Source organism: Candidatus Mesenet endosymbiont of Agriotes lineatus, from assembly GCF_964019585.1.
In the GTDB taxonomy this organism is placed as follows: Bacteria; Pseudomonadota; Alphaproteobacteria; order Rickettsiales; family Anaplasmataceae; genus Mesenet.
The window spans coordinates 622,492-640,602 of record NZ_OZ026454.1; the positions used below are offsets into that span (position 1 = coordinate 622,492).

17 protein-coding genes are annotated in these 18,111 nt (G+C 32.7%); 12 read left to right on the plus strand and 5 right to left on the minus strand.

What is annotated here, in order from left to right:
* Positions 1-163: 163 nt before the first annotated feature.
* Entirely contained in the window at positions 164-889 is a 726-nt protein-coding gene (locus AACL19_RS07045; protein WP_410519870.1) for a prepilin peptidase, read from the minus strand.
* Positions 890-1,003: 114 nt separating this feature from the next.
* Here AACL19_RS07045 and dnaG point away from each other — a divergent pair, with 114 nt between their 5' ends.
* A complete protein-coding gene (dnaG, locus tag AACL19_RS02955) occupies positions 1,004-2,800 on the plus strand; it encodes a DNA primase (RefSeq protein WP_339046519.1) in 1,797 nt (598 codons plus the stop codon).
* Positions 2,801-2,971: 171 nt separating this feature from the next.
* On the opposite strand, the gene gatB is transcribed toward dnaG, so the two are convergent.
* Positions 2,972-4,408 carry an Asp-tRNA(Asn)/Glu-tRNA(Gln) amidotransferase subunit GatB gene (gene gatB, locus AACL19_RS02960; protein ID WP_339046521.1) on the minus strand — a complete coding sequence of 479 codons (1,437 nt, stop codon included), beginning with the start codon at positions 4,406-4,408 and terminating at the stop codon, positions 2,972-2,974.
* A 362-nt stretch (positions 4,409-4,770) separates the two neighbouring features.
* On the opposite strand from gatB, the gene AACL19_RS02965 reads away from it, so the two are divergent.
* From AACL19_RS02965 to recJ, 3 genes are all read left to right on the plus strand, one after another.
* The gene (locus AACL19_RS02965; protein WP_339046523.1) at positions 4,771-4,896 is read left to right on the plus strand and encodes a hypothetical protein; all 126 of its coding nucleotides are present in this window, start codon (positions 4,771-4,773) and stop codon (positions 4,894-4,896) included.
* On the plus strand, positions 4,874-5,698 hold the full coding sequence (locus AACL19_RS02970; protein WP_339046525.1) for a hypothetical protein: 825 nt from the start codon (positions 4,874-4,876) through the stop codon (positions 5,696-5,698). Before AACL19_RS02965 ends, AACL19_RS02970 begins: the two co-directional genes overlap by 23 nt.
* A gap of 178 nt (positions 5,699-5,876) precedes the next feature.
* Positions 5,877-7,622, plus strand: coding sequence for a single-stranded-DNA-specific exonuclease RecJ (gene recJ, locus AACL19_RS02975; RefSeq protein WP_339046527.1), 1,746 nt, complete (start codon positions 5,877-5,879; stop codon positions 7,620-7,622).
* Positions 7,623-7,718: 96 nt separating this feature from the next.
* Here recJ and AACL19_RS02980 read toward each other — a convergent pair whose 3' ends face one another.
* On the minus strand, positions 7,719-8,069 hold the full coding sequence (locus tag AACL19_RS02980; protein ID WP_339046529.1) for a hypothetical protein: 351 nt from the start codon (positions 8,067-8,069) through the stop codon (positions 7,719-7,721).
* Between the two features lie 65 nt (positions 8,070-8,134).
* Positions 8,135-8,653, minus strand: a complete 519-nt coding sequence (locus AACL19_RS02985; RefSeq protein ID WP_339046531.1) for a hypothetical protein — start codon at positions 8,651-8,653, stop codon at positions 8,135-8,137.
* Between the two features lie 259 nt (positions 8,654-8,912).
* Here AACL19_RS02985 and AACL19_RS02990 point away from each other — a divergent pair, with 259 nt between their 5' ends.
* From AACL19_RS02990 to AACL19_RS03010, 5 genes are all read left to right on the plus strand, one after another.
* Entirely contained in the window at positions 8,913-10,328 is a 1,416-nt protein-coding gene (locus AACL19_RS02990; protein WP_410519871.1) for a type II secretion system protein GspD, read from the plus strand.
* A gap of 205 nt (positions 10,329-10,533) precedes the next feature.
* On the plus strand, positions 10,534-11,142 hold the full coding sequence (locus tag AACL19_RS02995; RefSeq protein WP_339046535.1) for an SCO family protein: 609 nt from the start codon (positions 10,534-10,536) through the stop codon (positions 11,140-11,142).
* Between the two features lie 138 nt (positions 11,143-11,280).
* Positions 11,281-12,231, plus strand: a complete 951-nt coding sequence (gene ispH, locus AACL19_RS03000) for a 4-hydroxy-3-methylbut-2-enyl diphosphate reductase (protein WP_339046538.1) — start codon at positions 11,281-11,283, stop codon at positions 12,229-12,231.
* A 147-nt stretch (positions 12,232-12,378) separates the two neighbouring features.
* The gene (locus AACL19_RS03005) at positions 12,379-13,620 is read left to right on the plus strand and encodes a PstA family ABC transporter permease (RefSeq protein WP_339046540.1); all 1,242 of its coding nucleotides are present in this window, start codon (positions 12,379-12,381) and stop codon (positions 13,618-13,620) included.
* A 5-nt stretch (positions 13,621-13,625) separates the two neighbouring features.
* On the plus strand, positions 13,626-14,405 hold the full coding sequence (locus tag AACL19_RS03010) for a phosphoribosylformylglycinamidine synthase subunit PurQ (RefSeq protein ID WP_339046542.1): 780 nt from the start codon (positions 13,626-13,628) through the stop codon (positions 14,403-14,405).
* On the opposite strand, the gene AACL19_RS03015 is transcribed toward AACL19_RS03010, so the two are convergent.
* The gene (locus tag AACL19_RS03015; RefSeq protein WP_339046544.1) at positions 14,386-15,138 is read right to left on the minus strand and encodes a hypothetical protein; all 753 of its coding nucleotides are present in this window, start codon (positions 15,136-15,138) and stop codon (positions 14,386-14,388) included. The two genes, AACL19_RS03010 and AACL19_RS03015, sit on opposite strands and share 20 nt — an antisense overlap.
* A gap of 97 nt (positions 15,139-15,235) precedes the next feature.
* Between AACL19_RS03015 and metK the strand changes: the two genes are divergently transcribed.
* The 3 genes from metK to AACL19_RS03030 are packed head-to-tail and all read left to right on the plus strand — an operon-like array spanning position 15,236 to position 17,850.
* A complete protein-coding gene (metK, locus tag AACL19_RS03020; RefSeq protein ID WP_339046546.1) occupies positions 15,236-16,429 on the plus strand; it encodes a methionine adenosyltransferase in 1,194 nt (397 codons plus the stop codon).
* An 18-nt stretch (positions 16,430-16,447) separates the two neighbouring features.
* Positions 16,448-17,140: a YgjP-like metallopeptidase domain-containing protein gene (locus AACL19_RS03025; RefSeq protein ID WP_339046548.1), complete on the plus strand. Its 693-nt coding sequence runs from the start codon at positions 16,448-16,450 to the stop codon at positions 17,138-17,140.
* Complete coding sequence (locus tag AACL19_RS03030) at positions 17,140-17,850, plus strand: uroporphyrinogen-III synthase (RefSeq protein WP_339046550.1); 711 nt, start codon at positions 17,140-17,142, stop codon at positions 17,848-17,850. Before AACL19_RS03025 ends, AACL19_RS03030 begins: the two co-directional genes overlap by 1 nt.
* Positions 17,851-18,111 lie beyond the last annotated feature (261 nt).

Genomic DNA, 18,111 nt, shown 5'->3' on the forward strand with positions numbered 1-18,111 from the left:
ATATCAGAAGATTATGATATTAATAAACTTCATGGACGCGATACTACCTACACTAAAATTTTTAAGGTGACGTATAAAGCACACCTGAGCTAGAAATCAAGATTAATATACCTACTGGTCTTGAAAATGTAAAACAGAAGCAAAATAAAGGTTGTTGTATACTTCAGTAAATTTTATGTAAAATTATAGTAAACAAAGCAGCGCTAAGTGAAGGAATAAAGGGGAATGTTTCCTTTTTATATGTAATTCTCCACATGATGGCAGTTGTGATACCAAATATGCCAGATAGCATCAAAAAAATTGGTATTGAGTTTGGTTCAATAAATAAACCACTGGTGAAGAAGAATTTTATATCTCCCCATCCTAGTGCTTCTTTATTTAGAGCAGCAGTAAGTAAAAACCTTAAAGTCATAGAGATAAAAAATAACATGAATGCTGACAATAGATATTGAAAAATGGAGTAATAACTGCTGTACATTAGGCCAATAAACAATAATACTATCTGCATTGAATTGGGAATGATGTAAAACTCTATGTCAATTAAGGCAGCAACTAGCAAACAAACGGCAAGTGTTATAATCAGCAGGAATTTATAGGATAAGGAGAATTTATAGTAAAGTAAAATAAATATCAGCCCTACAGTAAACTCCATTATTGGATAGATAATAGGTATTTTCGTTTTGCAATATCTGCAGGCCCCATGCAAGAATAAATATGATATTAGGGGAAATAAATCAAAGGGTTTTAATTTCTGCTTACATGTAGGGCAAAATGAACGTGTTAGTATGATATCTATATTTCGTGGAAGACGGTATACAACGCAGCATATAAAACTACCAAAACTAATTCCAAGTAAAAAAAATACTATATATTCTATACAGGCTACCATCTTCTCTTATTCAATTTACATAAGTTATGTTACACAATATTTCATAATCTAAAAAAATGATTTAATTTTATGAGTGATCTTTTTAAAATAACATTGTTATAGAGAAAAATTGCTATGGATTATATAGAGCTAATAAAATCAAGGCTTTTACTTTCTAGTATCATTAGCAAAAAGGTTAAACTGACAAAAAAAGGAGCAAATTTTGTTGGCTTATGCCCGCTTCATCACGAAAGAACACCTTCTTTTACGATAAATGATAACAAGGGTTTTTATTACTGCTTTGGTTGTGGTGCAAGTGGTGATGTATTTGAGTTTGTTTGTAAAACAGAAGGTTTAAATTTTAAAGAGGCGGTAGAGTCATTAGCGCAGATGACAGGAGTACAGCTACCAGAAAAAAGATATAGCCAGGACGGCAGTAAAGATAACAATGTGACCAAAGTTTTTGATCTAGCTGCAGACTGGTTTATTCATAAACTGCATAACAATGAGTTGGCACTTGATTATTTAAGGCAGCGCAAAATCTCTCTCGATATGATTAAAAAATTCAAAATAGGCTATGCACCAAACAATGGATTAAAAGAATATTTAAGTGCTCAAGGAATAAAAGATGAGGTCATGTTAGAAGTAGGGCTTATAAATAAAAACGGTGACTATTTTAGGAACAGAATAATGTTTCCTATCTGGAATATGACAGGAAAAATTATCGCCTTTGGTGGAAGAATATTGGATGATAAGATGCAGCCTAAATATCTTAATTCCCCTGAAAGTATATTATTTAAAAAGAGAGGGAGTATCTATTCTATAAATTTTGCTTTAAATGAAATAAGAAAAAAACAACAAGTATTTATTGTTGAGGGGTATACAGATGTTATTGCATTATTTCAAGCTGGAATTACAAATGTAGTTGCACCACTTGGTACTGCCATTTCCACTTGGCACATAGAAAGTTTATGGAATATAGCACAAGAAATATTTATATGCATGGATGGGGACAATGCTGGACATACCGCTGCTTTAAGAGTTGCAAGCCTTGCTTTACCCATTTTAGAACCTGGAAAACTTTTGAAATTTGTACCCCTCCCATCTGGTTATGATCCATACGACATATGCAACAGCTATAACTATAATCCAAAAGAGATTCTTTCCTTACTTGAGAATAAAGCAAAACTACATTCTGAGTTTTTATGGGATTATGAGATAAACTCTAGTACTCTCATCACAAGCTCATCTGCACCAGAGAAATATGCGATGCTTGAGAATAGACTGATGCATTACATAAATGATATAAAAAATAGCAGCGTAAAAAAGTACTATAAAAACTTTTTCTATAACAAGATTCGTTTTTTGCAAACTAAGCAAGGGGTAAAAAGTACAAAAAATTTTAAAATGACAAAGGAGGAATGTCTATACGACAAAGTGCCAAGCTTAGTTGAGCAAGAGCAAAATCAAACAGCAATACTACGCATAGCAATTGAGTTTCCTGAAATGCTTGATGATCCTATTCTCTTCGAGCAATTTGCCGACTTTAATATGACAAACAAAGATGCTTATGAACTGCAACAACACATTATTGATATCAAAAGTAAAATTACCTATAAACTATCTAAAGAGGCTTTAATTGAAGAGGTAATGAAGTCAAAAGTAGTTAAAATTGCTCAATATATAATGGAAAAAACAAAGTTACTCCATAGTCAATTGAGTAATTATGAATCTGCTAAAGCTATTTGGTACAATATTATGTTGCTCAGAGAATTAAATATATTAAGGGAAGAGGCATTACAAGCTAGACTCAGTGGTAATCTTGGCTATCAAGATAGCCTTACAAGGCAAATAGAATCAATAGAGGCAAAGCAACGAGAAATACAGATGAATATGATTAAAAAATATAATCAATCTACAATACCCCTCTAAACCTTTACTTTCTAACAAATTTTAGTAGTTTAAATCTTCTTTTATTGAATAGTTATAACGTAAAACAGAGCAAAAGGAGACAACAAACCCCATGGTAGCACTACTAATGTAGTATAGCTTATTATATAGCAGATGTTGTGGTACTTTCCTATTGACTTTATATGTCTTATATTAAGATTGTAATTCTTTTTTAAGTATTAGATTGACAAGTTCTGGATTTGCTTTGCCTTTTGTCTCTTTCATAATCTCACCAACAAAAAAGCCAAGCAGCTTTTCCTTACCGCTTTTATATTCTAGCACTTTATCTTTATGGGATTTTAGTATATTACTAACGATTAGTGTTATTGTATTTTCATCTGCAATTTGTTTTAAGCCTTGTTCCTCAATGATTGAAGCTGCAGACTTACCAAATTCAAACATAAAATCAAACACTTGTTTAGCAATTTTACTTGAAATGGTGTTGTTAGCAATAAAGTCTAAAAGATTAGAGAGATTGTGTGCCTTAACTGGAGACTGCGTTATACTAATCCCAGATTTGTTAAGACGACCAAACAGCTCAACTGTAAGCCAAGTTACAGCAGTTTTAGGGTTGTGCTTCTTTATTAATTCTTCAAAGTAATCTGCTACCTCTTTGTCAGAGGTAATCACTTCTGCATCGTACTCACTAACACCTAATTTTTCAATATAACGTTTTTTCTTATCATTAGGAAACTCAGGTAAGGTCAGCATGATAGAATCGACAGTCTTTTGAGTAATTGTAACTGGTAGTAAATCAGGTTCAGGAAAATAGCGATAATCAAGAGCATTTTCTTTACTGCGCATGACTTTTGTTTTACCCAAGCTGGTATCAAATAACATAGTATCTTGATTTATCTTTTCTCCATTCTCTAAGATTTTAATTTGTCTGTGCGCTTCATACTCAATTGCTTGCATAACATAACGTATTGAGTTTAGATTCTTTATTTCACAACGTATGCCAAATTCCTCGCTACCTAAAGGACGAACAGAAACGTTTGCATCGCAGCGTAACGACCCTTTTTCCATATCACCATCACAGGTGCCAGCGTAACGCAAAATCAATCTTAATTTTTTTATATACTCCGCAGCTTCTTTAGGAGATCTAATATCCGGCTGAGAGACTATTTCCATAAGTGCAACACCAGCACGATTTAAATCTATATATGTTTTATCTTCATGAATGCTTTTTCCCGCATCTTGCTCTAAGTGAATCCTCGCAATTCTAATCTCTTTATTACTTTCAGTTAAAAATATTTTACCATTTTTAACTATTGGCTCATAAAATTGAGTTATCTGATACCCTTGTGGCAGATCAGGATAAAAATAGTTTTTCCTATCAAAAAAAGAGTTTAAATTTATTTCTCCAGATAAAGCAAGACCACTACGAATAGCCTGTTCTACGCAGTAATAATTAAGCACTGGCATAGTTCCTGGCATTGCAGCATCTATCAGTGAAACTTGAGAGTTAGGTTCTGCCCCAAATCCAGTTGATGAGCTAGAAAATAATTTAGCATTTGAAGAGACTTGAGCATGTACTTCAAGCCCAATAACCATCTCCCATTTACAATCTTTTCCCTCAATAATTCCCATGAATAATTAAAAAACAAGTAAGTTACTTATGATAAATCAAATTTTGATAAATAAAACATCCTTTTTTGAATTTATGACAGTTTTGGTAGAAATATTGATACTTTTTTGTTAAAGAGATTGACCATTTTAAACACCTAACTCACATCATTAGTGCTTGGAATACAAAAAAAACCTAGCCTTGAGGAGAAGGAGAGGTTGTAATAGTAGCATATGCAACAGTGCATATTCTAAACCATGGAAATTAGATCTAAATTGTCTCAAGCAAAATAGCTATTGAATCATATTTTTTATACCAATCTTGATTTGCTAGAATTAACCTACTACTATCAAATTAGTTATATTAATTACTGGGGGATATACGTGTGCACATTAACACCTCTGAAGAGAATAGCAAAAAGCTTTTATCTCTTACTAAATACCTTGCAGATCATGGTCAAAATTATTTAACACACTCTGACAAATCAAGTGCTGCAAAAAAAATTAGTTAGCGCCTTCTTACTTGTCCCTGTCATTATTCCTACTGGGCTGACCATTTCATTATACGCTTGCACCTATTTTTTTATAAATGCTGTAAGTTCTAAGCCTGATGACTCAAAGCTATCCAAACTGATAAAAGGTCTATTAAAGCTACCAATATATGTTGCTGCTACTGTAATTTTAATTCCATGTATTATATTAAATTTAGTGATTTCTTTAATACCATTTTTCATTTTCTTAGCTATTAATAAAAATATCGCAAATGATAAGAAAAATAGTGTAATAGAAGCAGATAGTGATGGTAAATATAATAAGCTTATTGAAGAAGAATCTGCAAAATTAATTCACGGTGAGCATGATCAATCAACAGAAGAACACGAAGATAACCAAGCATTAATAAATAATCATGAGCATTCACAAGTTGTACAAGTAATATCTCGAAATACAGGTAGTGAGGAAAATGTGGATCAAACTACTGTAATAAGTGGGATAAATGATCAAAATGTAAAAGATGGTAAAGCAATAGTACGAGTTATTGGCAATGACAAAAGTGTTATCATGAAAGGCATTATTACAGGGAATATGCATAGTCGTTCGGAAGCTACTGCATCAGCATTTGATTTTGGATGCCAGATTGTTCCAGATGGTTTGGATTTTCAACTTGGTTATAAAATGCGTACTGGGGTTACTCAAGTAGAAGCAACCGGAAAATTAATGCAAGATGAGCAAGTACGAACCATGTTATCTGGTAATGCTGGGATATTATTGGTAAAACAGTGTAATTCTAATCGCGCATCAATAGAAGAAGTTTAAAATATGAATTGAAGTTCTATATGGAAGATTTTAGGTTATAATCTGTCAACTTTTATATTATTACGAATGAAGTAATATAGAAATATATCAATACAATAAGAATTCACAGTGGTGATTAATTTTCAATTGATTAAACTATCTTCTTGTAGAAGATGGTTGTTGGGTTTATATGTAAGTTATGTTATCAAACTTAGATATAAAACAAAAACGTAGCGCAAAAAATGCATTGTGGGAAGTGCATGAGGTAAGCACACGCGATACCACAGCGCTGGTGCAAAAGTTTAACCTACCTGAAATCTTAGCTAGAGTTATGGCTGCACGTGGCATAACTCTAGGTGCAGCCCATGATTTCCTCCATCCATTTCTTAGATCATCTCTGCCTGATCCATTTCACCTACTGGATATGAATAAAGCAATAAATAGAATTGAAACTGCAATATATAATAATGAAAACATTGTTATATTTGGTGACTATGACGTTGATGGAGCAACTTCATCTGCTCTAATAAAAAGATATCTAGCGGCAGTAGGTGTAGATACTATAATTTATATTCCTGACCGTATTGAGGAAGGATATGGTCCAAATATCGATGCTTTGCTAAAATTAAGAAAAAATGGTACACACCTCTGTATTACTGTTGATTGCGGCACAGTTGCTCATGAGCCAATTGTTGCTGCTAAAAACGCAGGACTTGATATTATAGTTATCGATCATCACCTAAGTACTGAAAAATTACCGGATGCTGTAGCGGTTATAAATCCCAATCGCATTGATGAGGATTCTCCATACAATTATCTTGCTGCAGTTGGAGTTGCTTTTTTATTCATTGTAGCTCTCAATAAAACATTACGTAATAAAGGCTTCTTTTCTAAGATTGCAGAACCAGATTTAATGCAACTGCTGGATTTAGTTGCGCTTGGTACAGTTTGCGATGTAATGCCAATTATAGGGCTAAACAGAGCTCTGGTTCATCAAGGTCTTAAGATAATGTCTATGAGAAAAAATATGGGACTACGCACGTTGTCTGATGTTTTGGAAATTACCGAGCGACCAAGTGCTTACCAGCTAGGATTTATAATTGGTCCACATATCAATGCCGGTGGCAGAATAGGGCAGTCGTATCTTGGAGCACATCTTTTATCAACGGACAATAGTAATGAAGCTTATGACTTATCTCTAAAACTTAAAATTTTGAATGAAGAGAGAAAGACGTTAGAGAATGAAGCTACGAAAGAAGCATTAATACAGGCTGAGGCACTCGTAAATTCTGGGGCAAATTTTATAATGGTAACTGGTAATTGGCATATAGGCATAATAGGAATTATAGCTGGAAGACTTAAGGATCAATTTTACCTGCCAACTATAGTAATATCTATGAGTCATGAAATGGGTAAAGCAAGCGCAAGGTCAATTTCTGGAGTTGACATAGGTGCAGCTATATTTTCAGCAAAACTTGAAGATTTAATTACCGAAGGTGGTGGCCACCACATGGCAGGTGGTTTTTCAGTAAAAAAAGATAAAATCGATAAGCTGCATAATTTTTTCCAAAGTAAGTTTGTAAATTCTACAGGCAATAAAACTATAAAAGCAGATGGAGTAATAACAGTCAGCTCAATAAACATCACACTATGGAAGCAATTGCAATGCTTAGAGCCATTTGGCCCCGGTAATCCAGAACCACGTTTCATTATTCCAGGGGCAAAAATAGTAAAACCAGAAATTATAGGAGAAAATCATATAAGATGTTTTATTGCAGACGCCGATAAGACTATTAGGGCTATAGCTTTTCGTGCTGTGGGAACAGAACTTGAAAAAGCCTTAATGCAAAATAGCTTGGCGACTATCATTGGTAAGATTTCTGTCAATTACTGGCGTGGTAATGAAAATGTCCAATTTCTCATTGAAGATGCTTTAAATAATTAAAGCATCACTACAAAGTTATTTCCTTGTATTATATAAATAGACTCACTTTTTCGGCAAATTATAGAATTTAAAATTTATGTTGTACCTATTCATATTTTAAACTTCTTCTATTGATGCGCGATTAGAATTACACTGTTTTACCGATAATATCCCAGCATTCCCAGATAACATAGTCTTTACTGATTCATCTTGCATTAATTTTCCGGTTGCTTCTACTTGAGTAACCCCAGTACGCCCTTTGTAACCAAACTGCAAATCTATACCACCTTCAACAACCTGACACTCAAAAGTAAATGCTGATGCAGTAGCTTCCGCACGACTATGCATATTCCCTGTAATAATGCCTTTCATGGTAACACTTTTGTCATTGCCAATAACTCGTACCATTGCTTTACCATCTTTTACATTTTGATCATTTATCCCACTTATTACAGTAGTTTGATCCACATTTTTCTCACTACCTGTATTTCGAGATATTACTTGTACAACTTGTGAATGCTCATGATTATTTATTAATGCTTGGTTATCTTCGTGTTCTTCTGTTGATTGATCATGCTCACCGTGATTAATTTTGCAGATTCTTCTTCAATAAGCTTATTATATCCACTATCATTCTCTGCTTCAATTGGCACACTATTTTTCTTATCATTTGTGATATTTTTATTGATAGCTAAGACAATGAGAAGTGGTATTAACGAAATCGCTAAGTTTAATATAATACATGGAATTAAAATTGCAGCAGCAATAATATATATCGGTAATTTTAATAAACCTTTTATCAGTTTGGATAGCTTTGAGTCATCAGGTTTAGAACTGACAGCATTTATAAAAAAATAGGTGCAAGCGTATAATGAAATGGTCAGCCCAGTAGGAATAATGACAGGAACAAGTAAGAAGGCGCTAACTATTTTTTTTGCAGCACTTGATTCATTAGAATTCATGTATGTTAAATAATTTTGACCAAAGCCTGCAAGTTGTTTAGTAAGAGATAAAAGCTTTTTGCTATTCTCTTCAGAGGTGTTAATGTGCATACGTATGCCCCCAAGAACTAATAATAAATAATTCAATAGCTACTTTGTCTGAGATAATTTAAATTTCATTTCCCGTAACCTAGCAATTATTATAATCTTCCATTCATCTTAAGGTAAAGGATTTCTACATTTCCCAACATGGAACGTTAAAATTCTGATTTTTCATAAGGAACATAACACTTTTTTAAACATGTACGTCTATTGAAATAGTAATGTATCTAATAATACTTAACTGGTGAAAATACTATATTGTTTAATAATGCTGCTTAGTGTAACTGCTTGTGTTTCTAGTTACAAATACAACACCCAGTATATGAAAGCAAAGGCAGCAGATGAAATTGAAGAAAGCTATCTAAAGAAAAACAAAGCTGAGCCAGAAGTACCTGCAATTATTAATATGCCTTTATACTTCCCTGTACTTGATGAAAGTGATAAACTTATTTCCATCAATATTAATAGCTCTACACCAGTTATAGATCTATTAACGGAGATTGGTAGATTAGCTGATATAAACCTAAGTATAGATCCTAAAATCTCTGGGAGCATAGTCTTAAAACTTAAAGATAAGCCTGTAGATGAAGTGTTACAAACTATAGCAAAGAGTGCTAAAATACGTTATAGAAAGCATGATGATGTATTTAGCATTGAACAAGATCTGCCATATACCCACAATTATTATATAGATTTTATAAATATTCAACGCTCTACCGAGAGCAACTTTGTAGTTAATAACAAGATTATTAGTAACACCAATGAAGATAGCACCATTGTTAGTGGATCAGACAATAAAATTAAATCTAAGTATGATGGAGATCTGTGGTTTTCTTTAGAAAGAAATTTAAGTGCCTTAATTGACATAAATGGCACAAATGATGATGAGTTTTATTCAACCAACAGAGAAGCAGGTATCATTACCTTAAGCGCCAGAGAGGATATTCATAAAGCAGTGAAAGAATACATAAGCAAGGTTAGGGAACTTACTTCGTCTCAAGTTATGATAGAAGCAAAAGTAGTGGAAGTAACTTTAGATGATATGTATCAATCTGGTATTGATTGGGAAAATTTGAGTTATATAAATAGGTTTGGTCAACAAACTGGAGTTTTAACTACGAGTTACTCTGATTTAGAAGATGTCGTTAGAGCTTTAAGTAAATTTGGTGCGTCAAAAGTAATTTCAAGTCCAAGATTGCATGCACTAAATAATCAACAAGCGATTATGTCTTTTACTCAAAATCATGTTTATTTTACTGCTGATATTAAAAAGCATACTGATGCTGGTGATTTTTCTATCTTAAGTACAATGAACAGCGTGCCAGTAGGCATAATACTTACCATTCAGCCAAGTATAGATGTTATAGATAAAGAAATATTTATGAACGTGCACCCTATTCTTTCTAGGGTAAATGGTTATGTAAAAGATCCCGGTACAGAATATGCTATACAAAAAAGTAAGCTTAATGTAAGTAGCAACATACCAATTGTTGAGGTTAGGGAAATCGATTCAATGTTAAAAATAAAAAGCGGCGAAATAATGGTAATAGGTGGTGTAATTGAACATAGAAGCGTCAAGAAAAATGCGAAATTAAAAAAAATAAACAAAAGCACTAAAACTGTAGAAACTGTGATTTTCCTCAAGGCTACTATAATACCACCGTTTGGGTTACTTGGTTTATAACACAAGAAAAAATAATTTTACAGCTGCTGTATTTTAGCTATTGTGCAGTACATATCAGTCATCTGATGTTGTTTTATTTATAAAACGTTGGTATTGTAAAAAGCTTCAGTATGCTTCTTTATCTAAGCAACAATATTTTTAATACTTAAATACTTTGCAACGGCAATTGCTATAATTATAATAGTTATAATTTAAAGCTAAGGTAATGAAAGCTATAAAGTTTTTTTTTCATCTAATAACATTAATAGCAATCGTATTTTTTGGGTACTCTTACTTTGAAAAAAAAGAAATTTTCTCTATGCTGAAAAAAACAAAAGCTACAAATGAGGAAATAACTATAGGTGGTGAATTCTCACTAAAAAATCAAGATAATCAATTAGCTAAAAGTAGTGACTTTAGTGGTAAATACATGTTAGTCTTATTTGGTTTTTCTTCTTGCAAATCGATATGTCCAATGGAACTCGGTATTGCCTCTGAAGCTTTAGTAAGACTAAAAGAAGATGCTGAAAAATTACAAATAATCTTTATTACCATTGATCCTAAACGAGATACCGTTGATAAATTAAAAGACTACCATCAGCAGTTTGATCACCGTATACAAATGCTGACAGGCAGTGAAGAAGAATTATCTGAAGTTGCAAGCAGATACAAGGTATATGTTAATGATACAGGTGAAGATATTGATCATTCTGGAATAATGTATTTTATGGGACCAGATGGAAAATATGTAACTCACTTTACGCCAGATTTAAACTCTAATGAAAACCAGGTTGATAATTTATTAACATTTATAAAAAAACACATTAGAAGGTGAATTCAATTCATCGCATAAACTATACATTTTGTAATGCACATAAATCAGTGTAATTTCAATATTCATGAAAAATTAAATATATCCTACTGCTAAATATTTTGATAACATAAGCGTGATTTTTGGAAAAATGAAGGCAGTATGGAAATTATTTTAGCACAACCAAGAGGTTTCTGTGCTGGGGTTAAAAGAGCAATTGATATATTAACGTTCACCTTAGAGAGGTATGGTAGTAACCGCAAGATATATGCACTGCACGAGATAGTGCATAATAAATATGTAGTGGAAGATTTTAAACATAAAGGGGTCACATTCGTTAGTAAAGTTAAAGAGGTGCCAGATGGTGCAGCACTGGTATTTAGCGCTCACGGAGTTGCTAGATCTGTTGAAGATGAAGCAAAAAGCAGAAATATTTTTGTGATAGATGCAACTTGTCCTTTAGTTAGCAAAGTGCATAGAGAAGCGCAAAAAAGTGAGCAAAATGGTAGACAGTTAATACTTATTGGTCACAAGGGGCATCCTGAAATTGAAGGTACTAAAGGCAGAGTGAAAAAACCCGTAATACTAGTGCAAACTCTACAAGATGTATACGAACTTGAAGTGGAAGACCCAGATAAACTGTCTTACGTAACACAAACAACACTTAGTATTGATGATACACGTGAGATAATAACTGCTTTACAAACAAGATTTCCCAATATTTCTGGTCCAAACTTAAGTGATATCTGTTATGCTACGCAAAATAGACAAAATGCCGTAAAAAAGTTGGCACAAGTGGTTGACTTAGTTTTAGTGATAGGCAGTCAAAACAGTTCAAATTCAAATCGTTTGCTTGATATATGCAGGTCAGTAGGGGTTAAATCATATTTAATTAATAGTTATCGTGATATAGACAATAGTTGGCTTGATAGCATTAACAAATTAGGAATTACAGCTGGAGCCTCAGCCCCAGAAATTTTAATTGAAGAGTTAATTTCTTACCTGAAGGGTTGTATGACTATAAAAGTTTCAGTTCTACCTGGTATTGTTGAAAATATTGAATTTAAATTACCACCAGAACTTAAAGATGCTGAATTAGTTGCACAAAATTAGCATATAATTAAGAATATAAGTCTTGTTCAATTCCCAACATTTTTATTTACTTGATATAAAACTATCTCCAAACTTAAGCTAAGGTATTTTTATTGTTCTTATAATAATGTTTTTTAATATAACCTTAGGACTTTTTAATATTATAAAATGAGAAAAAAGTTCATTAGATTATTAAAGTCCAGGCGCATTCATGCTAGGATAAAGCGCAAAAACCGTAAAGATAAATTGTTACGCTTTGGTTCTTTAGCCATACTACTTACATCACTTGGTTTTCTTTTGTGTATTTTATTTAGCATTTTAATTAACGGTTATAATGCACTGACAGTAACAAAAGTTCTCTTACCTATTAACACAGATACTGAGCTGCTTTCCACTTATGATTCAATTAAGTTGCGTGAAGAATGCATAAACCTAATTAATAATTCCTTACAAAAAATACTGCAAGATGTTCCATTTGATGCAAAGAAAGAGATCTTAAGCTACAGTGCACATGTAGAGCTAGCTCGTTTTCTAAAACAAAGTACTAAAACTGGTAAATATGAAATATGGTTTACTGCTTCAAGCACTATAAATGCGATTAATAAAAGGCAATATGTAGATAATGAGTACTATCAAATCTTCAGTAAGTTAAAGGCGGAAAAAAGAGTAGGCAGATTTTTTAATAAATCTTTATTTTTAAAATCTGATTCACAAGAACCTGAAACTGCTGGTATTTTAGGATCTCTTCTTGGATCTTTGCTGACAGTGGCAGCATGTTTATTGTTCGCAATACCTATAGGAGTTATGGCGGGTATAGGAATAAATGAGTTTATGCCTAAAGGTAATATTTTTACCAATATTATTGAGATAAGTATTAACAACCTGGCAGCTGTTCCAGCAATAATATTTGGCATTGTAGGATTTACAATATATCTAAATATATTTGGCTTGCCGCGTTCTTCTCCGCTTGTTGGTGGCATGACACTTTCTCTTATGATGCTACCTAACTTAATTATTGCAACAAAACATGCTTTTGCTTCCGTACCTACTACTATAAAAGATGCAGCTTTTGCTCTTGGTGCATCGCATATGCAAGTAATTTTGCATCATTCTTTGCCAATTGCTTTGCCGAGAATTATTCAAGCTACTATACTTGCGGTAGCAAGAATTTTGGGAGAGTCCTCTCCTTTACTTATGATCGGTATGGTAGCATTTATTGCTGATGTTCCTTTAGGCTTTTTTGATCCATCTACTACTTTGCCAGTACAGATATATATATGGTCAAGTAACCCTAAAGCAGCGTTTATGGAACTTGCAGCTGTTGCAATAATTTGCTTACTCTTAATATTGCTTATGTTAAATTTGATTGCACATTATTTTAAGAAGAAATTTGATTCGTTTACTTTCTAATAGATATGAATGTTATAGTTTTATGCGGATACGGCTTAAATTGCGAAGAAGAAACTGCTTATGCATTTATGGAAGCCGGTTTAAAGTTAAAATACAATGTAAAGGTAGACGTAATTCATATCAATGAAATTATTGATAACCCAAAACAACTTAAATTATATCATGTTTTAGCTATTCCTGGTGGTTTTTCCTATGGTGATAATACCGGTGCTGGCAATGCACTTTCATTGCGAATATTGAATAATTTGTGGGATGAAATCCAAGAATTTTTATCACAAGATAAACTAATGATAGGAGTCTGTAACGGTTGTCAAGTATTGGTAAGACTAATTCCAGACTTTGCAAACATTGCACTTACTCACAACGATACTGGTTGTTATAAATGTTGTTGGGTAAATGTCCAAGTGAATAAAAAATGCAACTCTCCTTGGCTTCAAGGATTAAATAAATTACACATCCCAATTGCCCACGGTGAAGGCAAATTTTATATGGAACAGGATGTTTTAAGTAAGTTGATAAACGACGATTCCATAGCACTACGATATGTTGAAAGCGATACACAACCATATAACCCTAATGGCTCTGTTTACGATATAGCAGCTGTATCAGATAAAAGTGGCAAGATACTCGCACTTATGCCTCATCCTGAAAGGGCAATATTTTTTACTCAGCAAGAAAATTGGCCTTTAATGAAAGAAAAATGTCTTCGTAATAACATTGCTTTGCCCAAGTATGGTGATGGAATGTTAATCTTTGAGAATGCTGTTAGATATTTTCATCATTAAATTTAGATTTTATGTTTTTATAGTTGTTGCTTGCAACCTTATTTGACCATTTACTCTGCACCTGATCTGGCCTTACAATTAATTGCGCATTGCTATATGTACTTACCTCTTTATCTGTTGCATTGATTAGCTTAGGATCTAAAAATTTTTCTCTCCATTTGTTTGTATTTAAAAAAACTCTATTTAAGTCAAATGTACGAATTAAATATTCTCTATCCTTTGGGTATACTTCTTGCGTCCAAGCATAAAGTTCAAAATAACGTGCAAACAGTTCAGAAGCTCTCAGTTCATAGTTTGGATAAGCCTTTACTTCTGCAAAGATAATGTGATTTATTATTTTTTGGACCAAAGCGTTAGAGTTTTTTAAGTTTTGCTGCACATCTTGATGCACTATAGGTAAAAACTCTATTTGCAAATCTAAGTTCATCTCCTTTTCAATCATATGAGCAATTTCGTGAATTATAACATATGGATTTAGCTCTTTTATTGTAATAATATACTGCTTTGATTTAAGACTATTTCCTAGTTGTAGGGTTTCACATAACCCCTCAATCTTCTCTGAAGAACGCTTTAGCAATATTTTAAATGAAAGCCTACCCACTTTAATTAAAGATAAAGCTAAATTTAATATATTCCTAAATATCTGAAAGCGATATGTATAACACATAAACTTAGCAATCTTTTCGCTTTCTCCTATAATTGTAGCTTGTTTAACTAGTTTTTGTATTAGCATTTTTGATAAAAATAGCACTACTTCAATAATGTGGATATATTTTTTCTAAAATAGTAAATATATTGTAAATTGTTTCAAGTATAATTAGTATTAACTTATGTTTTTATCTCCAATTCGAACTAAAGCAAATGTTATTACAAGTGAGTCAGTTGCAGCTGGACATCCTGATAAAGTAGCAGATCAAATATCAGATGCAATTGTCGATGAATATATTTTAGCTGATCCTTTCTCACGTGCTGCTATTGAAACTCTAGTAACAAAAGATAATATAATTATAGCTGGTGAAGTGTTTGCTCCAGATATAGGGAAAGGCAGAATTGAAGAGGTTGTTCGTAACACAGTTAAAAATATTGGCTACGAAAATGGTGATTTTAACTGGCAAGATGTAAGGGTACAGATTTTATTACATGAGCAGTCCCAAGATATTGCAGTAGGTGTAAGTAAAAATAAAGGTGCTGGTGACCAGGGCATAATGTATGGTTATGCTACAGGTGAAACAGAAAGCTTAATGCCCGCACCTATTCATTATGCACATTCAATCCTTAAAAATATTGTAAATGCAGTAGAAAAAGGAGAGATTCATGGACTTGGTCCTGATGCAAAATCACAAGTTACTCTCTGTTATCAAAACGATGTACCTATTTGTGCTAAAAACATAGTAGTTTCAATACAGCATAGAGAAGATCTAGATCAAAAGTTGATAAAAGAAATAATCTATCCTTATGTAGTTTCTACCTTACCTCAAGGGTGGATGTGCTCTGATGAGTGTTTTTTTGTTAATCCAACTGGCAGATTTGTTATAGGTGGCCCGATTAGCGATTGTGGACTGACAGGACGCAAAATTATGGTTGATAGTTATGGAGGATATGTGCCTCATGGGGGAGGAGCATTTTCTGGTAAAGATTCAACAAAGGTAGATAGATCAGCAGCTTATATGGCACGCTATCTAGCAAAAAATATAGTAAAATCTAATCTAGCTCAACGCTGTCTTGTGCAGCTATCTTATGCAATTGGTGTTGTGCAGCCACTGTCGTTTTATATTGATACATTCGGTACTAACATCATAGATGAGCTTAAAATAACAAAATTTATTGCTGAAAACATAGATCTTTCACCAGGAGGAATATGCGATCATCTACAACTAAACCTTCCAATTTATAAGCCCACAGCTTGTTATGGGCATTTTGGTCGCAAGTGTGAAAGTCATTATTTTCCGTGGGAAAAGACAGATTTATTATCATTTCTCTGTAGAGAGTTCAGCTCTAGTTTTCAGCATTCTAATATTCTATAAGGAGCATTTTATCGATATATGTACATCTTTCACAGGAAAAACATTATTCATTTCTCTTTGTTTTTTTCGTCAAATCAAAAAGACTTATCTATAATGATAGGCCATGACATTAAGACCGTTATCGTTATTGCACCAACTAAGACCTCACTTACGCTGATAAAACATCAGATAAAAAAGAACTCAAAATTTATCGTAAGGAAGCAAAAATATCTAAAATCACTCCTATTTAACAATACTGATTTTAGTGATAGCAAATACGCATATTTTGGAAAAAGATATGCAGCCTATAGAGTTAAGTCTTGCTTTGAGTTTGTAAAGCTTTATCGTGGGGTAATATACGTCTACATTAAACATCCATTAAATAAGAAGAAAGTTAAAGCCTTGCTAAACACATGGTACAAAGAGCGCGCCCATATCAAACTTGCTCAAAGATTAAATGATTGCCTGTTTAATTTTAACATTACCCAAAAAGCAAAGCTATATCATGTCAACTTAAAGGTGTTATACCTAAAAAATAAATTTTTTTATTATGATCCGCAAAATTATATTTTATTACTAAATATTGCATTGATAAAATTACCGACTTTTTTTGTTGATTACATCCTATATTATGCATTGTTTACTATTTCTAATGCAGCTCAAAGCTATTGCATAGCTTATCAATTACTTCAAAATATAATGTCTAAAGATGCAATATTAATGAGGAATTAATGGTCTTACTGCTAACCCGTCCTTTACTAGATTCTAAAAAAACAAAAAGCATACTAGAAAAATATGATTATAAGGTATATGTTGAGCCAATGTTTAAAATAAGATACCTAGAGACTAAACTTACACAAGATTTTGACGTTATAATATCTACCAGCAGTAATAGCATAAGGGCTTTAAGTAAAATATCTCAGGAAAGAAGCCACTCAATTATCACTGTTGGCAACGGTACTATGAAAGTTGCAAAAGAGCTTGGATTTACAAATGTAGCATCAGCAAGCGGTAATGTAAGCGATTTAATGTTGTATATTAAAGAACATTATCCGCAAGAGATTAAATTTTTATATGCAAGAGGTAAAGAAATATCGTTCGACTTCAAGAAGGCGCTAACTGAAAAAGGGTTTACTGTAGAAGAAACTATATTATACGAATCTATCGATAGAATAAGACTGACAAAAAGATGTAAAGAATTTTTGTTAGCAAATTTCATAAGAGGAGTTCTCTTTTTCTCTACCAGAACAGCAAAAATATTTTGCTCTTTAGTAGAGAAAAGTAACCTACTTGATCATATTAGAAACATAACAGCATACAGTATGAGTGAGAAGATAACAGGAAATTTAGCTCATTACCGTTGGAAAAACATCATTACGTCTAGCCAATCAACACAGGAAAGTATGCTAAATTGTATTGTTAAATACAAAAAAGAACATTAGGATAAATGCAGCATAAACAAAATACTAAAACAGCAAAACAACTATACAACACCGAAATTAACAATTATAGAATAGTTCTCGTTCAAGGGGGATGTTACACAGATGATAAGTGGAAAAAGGGGACTTAAAATGGGACTTATAAGATATCTTATAAATAGTCTTTTGGCAAATAACAATAATTAATGCAGGTGCAAGAAAAAATAAAGAAACAAGAGCAAGAATTGGGGAAGCCTAAAGTTAAGCAAATTACATGCTGCTTGT

What these genes read in the sequence shown, in the direction of transcription:
- gatB (WP_339046521.1), bottom strand. Translation starts at nt 4,408, where the DNA reads ATGGGAATTATTGAGGGAAAAGATTGTAAATGGGAGATGGTTATTGGG.
- AACL19_RS03025 (WP_339046548.1), top strand. Translation starts at nt 16,448, where the DNA reads ATGTACATCTTTCACAGGAAAAACATTATTCATTTCTCTTTGTTTTTT.
- AACL19_RS03005 (WP_339046540.1), top strand. Translation starts at nt 12,379, where the DNA reads ATGAGAAAAAAGTTCATTAGATTATTAAAGTCCAGGCGCATTCATGCT.
- AACL19_RS02985 (WP_339046531.1), bottom strand. Translation starts at nt 8,653, where the DNA reads ATGCACATTAACACCTCTGAAGAGAATAGCAAAAAGCTTTTATCTCTT.
- recJ (WP_339046527.1), top strand. Translation starts at nt 5,877, where the DNA reads ATGTTATCAAACTTAGATATAAAACAAAAACGTAGCGCAAAAAATGCA.
- ispH (WP_339046538.1), top strand. Translation starts at nt 11,281, where the DNA reads ATGGAAATTATTTTAGCACAACCAAGAGGTTTCTGTGCTGGGGTTAAA.
- AACL19_RS02995 (WP_339046535.1), top strand. Translation starts at nt 10,534, where the DNA reads ATGAAAGCTATAAAGTTTTTTTTTCATCTAATAACATTAATAGCAATC.
- metK (WP_339046546.1), top strand. Translation starts at nt 15,236, where the DNA reads ATGTTTTTATCTCCAATTCGAACTAAAGCAAATGTTATTACAAGTGAG.
- AACL19_RS03010 (WP_339046542.1), top strand. Translation starts at nt 13,626, where the DNA reads ATGAATGTTATAGTTTTATGCGGATACGGCTTAAATTGCGAAGAAGAA.
- dnaG (WP_339046519.1), top strand. Translation starts at nt 1,004, where the DNA reads ATGGATTATATAGAGCTAATAAAATCAAGGCTTTTACTTTCTAGTATC.
- AACL19_RS02990 (WP_410519871.1), top strand. Translation starts at nt 8,913, where the DNA reads ATGCTGCTTAGTGTAACTGCTTGTGTTTCTAGTTACAAATACAACACC.
- AACL19_RS03030 (WP_339046550.1), top strand. Translation starts at nt 17,140, where the DNA reads ATGGTCTTACTGCTAACCCGTCCTTTACTAGATTCTAAAAAAACAAAA.
- AACL19_RS03015 (WP_339046544.1), bottom strand. Translation starts at nt 15,138, where the DNA reads ATGCTAATACAAAAACTAGTTAAACAAGCTACAATTATAGGAGAAAGC.
- AACL19_RS07045 (WP_410519870.1), bottom strand. Translation starts at nt 889, where the DNA reads ATGGTAGCCTGTATAGAATATATAGTATTTTTTTTACTTGGAATTAGT.